Origin of the sequence: Streptomyces sp. ID05-39B, from assembly GCF_033794725.1 — a bacterium.
Taxonomy (GTDB): Bacteria; Actinomycetota; Actinomycetes; order Streptomycetales; family Streptomycetaceae; genus Streptomyces; species Streptomyces bobili.
On the sequence record NZ_JARGEF010000447.1, the window covers coordinates 1 to 2,776 of the forward strand.

Consider the following 2,776-nt stretch of genomic DNA (forward strand, 5'->3'; position numbering starts at 1 on the left):
CGGCCGGCCCGCCCCGCCCTTCACCCCGGCCGCGTCCGCACCGGCCTCCACGATCCGGAACACACCGCCGGGATCCTCCTGCTTCCCCCGGTGCTCGAATCGGAGCGGATAGTGGCTGTGCGCCCCGAACCCCACGTCGGCCAGCCACTCCCCCGCGTCCACCGTCCGCACCAGCAGCGCGAGATGGTCGTACGGGATCCCGAGTCGCCCCTCGTCGCCGTAGACCCGGCCGGCGAGCAGCGTCACGTCGAAGCCCAGCGCCCTGAGCAGAGCACCGAACGCGCCGTTCAGCTCGTAACAGAACCCTCCCCTCCCCGTCATGGCGACCTTCTCGACCAGCCGTCTCTCCTCCAGCACGATCTCCTCTCCCAGATGCACCGACAGGTTCTCGAAGGGCACGGCCCGCAGATGCCTCAGATGCAGTTCCCGCAGAACATTGGCGGTGGGCCACGCCGAGTACTCGACGCCGAGCCGGCGCAGATAGGCCTCGACGAGCGGCGCGTCGAGAGGGGACGCGGCGGTGGCGGCCTGCACGGAGCCGGCCCGTGCCGCGGCGGCCTGCACGGAAGCGGCCTTCGCAGAAGCGGCCTGTACCGAATCGGTCGGCACCGAATCGGTCGGCACCGAATCGGTCGGTGCAGAATCAGTCCGTGCCGAATCAGTCCGTGCCGAGTCGGTCTGAGGGGTATCGGTCTGCGCGGAGTCCATGACCTCAGTCTCCCGCCACCCGCAGCTCCGTGCCCGTACCCGCGACGGCCAGCGCTCCGTCCCGGTCGGTGCGCAGCACCACCGCCCCCGTGGCCTCCAACGCGGCGACGGTGCTGGGAGCGGGATGTCCGTACTGGTTGTCCGCCCCCGCTGAGATCAACGCCAGGCGGGGCGCCACCGCGCGCAGGAGATCCGGGTCCTGATATGCCGAACCGTGATGGGCGACCTTCAGCACGTCCACCCGGCCCAACCGTGCCGCCGCCGGCGACCGCGCCAGCGCCTGCTGGGCGGGCGGCTCGAGGTCCCCGAGGAGCAGCATCCGTATCCCGGCGGACCGCACGAGCAGCGTCACGCTCGCGTCGTTCGGCCCCTCCGGTTCCGGCACCTGCCGGGCCGGCGGCCAGAGCACCTCCCAGTCGAGGGGACCGATCCGACGCCGCTCCCCGGCCGCCGCCCGCACCAGGGGAACCCCGCGCTCCTCGGCCTCCTTGCGTACGAACGCCACCTGGTCCGCCGGTTCGGCGAACCCCGTCGTCTCGATGGCGCCGACCGCCCGGCCCCGCAGCACACCGGGCAGCCCCGCCACGTGATCGGCGTGGAAGTGGGTCAGGACGACGAGCGGGATCCGGGCGATGCCCAGCCTGCTCAGGCACCGGTCGACCAGGGCCGGGTCCGGGCCCGCGTCCACCACCACGCCGGTGCCGTCACCGGCCGCGAGTACCGTCGCGTCGCCCTGGCCCACGTCGCACATCGCCAGCCGCCAGCCCGGCGGTGGCCAGCCCGTGAGCACCCGGGTCAGCGGAGGCGGCCGCACCACCGCGAGCAGGAGCAGTGCCGCGCAGGCCACGCACAGCCACGGCCTCCGCAGCAGCCGTCTCCCCAGCAGCACCGCCACCAAGGTGGCGAGGGCGAGCAGCAGCGCCCCGCCCCAACCGCCCGGCCAGTCCACTCCCGCGCCGGGCAGCGCGGCCCCGTTCCGTGCGACACCCGCGATCCACTCGGCCGGCCAACTCGCGCACCAGGCCAGCGCCTTGGCCACGGGCATCGCCCAGGGCGCCGTCGCCAGGGTGGCGAACCCCAGCACGGTGGCCGGTGCCACGGCGAACTCCACGAGCAGGTTGCACGGCACCGCCACCAGGCTCACCCGGGCCGACAGCACCGCCACGACCGGCGCGCACAGGGCCTGCGCGGCTCCCGCCGCCGCCAATGCCTCCGCCAGCCGCGGCGGCACCCCGCGCCGCCGCAGAGTGGCACTCCAGCGCGGCGCCAGCGTCAACAGGGCCCCGGTGGCCAGCACCGACAGCAGGAACCCGTAGCTCCGGGCCAGCCAGGGGTCGTAGAGCACCAGGAGCAGCACCGCCGTCGCCAACGCCGGGATCAGGGATCTACGCCGACCGGTTGCCAGCGCGAGCAGTACGACGGCTCCGCAGGCCGCCGCCCGCAGCACACTCGGGTCGGGCCGGCACACCACGACGAAGCCGAGCGTGAGCACTCCGCCGAGCAACGCGGTCGTCCGCAGCGGGATGCCCAGGCGGGGTGCCAGACCGCGCCGCTCCACCTGCTGTGCCAGGCCGGGCGGTCCGAGGAGGAGGGCCAGCATGATCGTGAGGTTGCTCCCCGACACGGCAAGGGTGTGGGCGAGGTCCGTCTCCTTGAATGCCTCGTCCAGCTCGGGTGTGATCCGTGAGGTGTCGCCGACGACCAGCCCCGGCAACAGCGCCCTGGCGTCCGCCGGCAGCCCGTCGGTGGCTGCCCGCAGTCCCGCCCGTAACCGGCCCGCGATGCGCTGCGCCGCCGACGGCTGCCGCACGACCGACGGCATCGCCGGCCCACCTCGGTCCCGCAGCCGCAGCACGGCCGCGATCCGGTCCCCACCCGTCAGCGCTGGCGCCAGCCGCCCCGTCACCCGCACCCGAGTGGACGGCAACAACCCGAGCCACGCCTGCCGCATGCCCCGGCCGACATCCGTCGGCCCTCCCCCACCCGTCCTCGTTCCCTCGCTCTCCCTCTCTCCGACGTCCACGATCACGAGCACCGGCGCCCGGGTCGCCACCCCAGTCACCCCGGC

2 protein-coding genes are annotated in these 2,776 nt (G+C 74.2%); both read right to left on the reverse strand.

The genetic code is table 11. The features are described 5' to 3' along the window. Positions 1 to 480 (reverse strand): arylamine N-acetyltransferase (locus tag P1P75_RS40875; RefSeq protein WP_319264937.1); only part of this gene is annotated, 480 nt, incomplete at its 3' end. A 232-nt stretch (positions 481 to 712) separates the two neighbouring features. After that, on the reverse strand, positions 713 to 2,776 hold a 2,064-nt coding region (locus P1P75_RS40880; RefSeq protein ID WP_319264934.1), incomplete at its 5' end, for a ComEC/Rec2 family competence protein.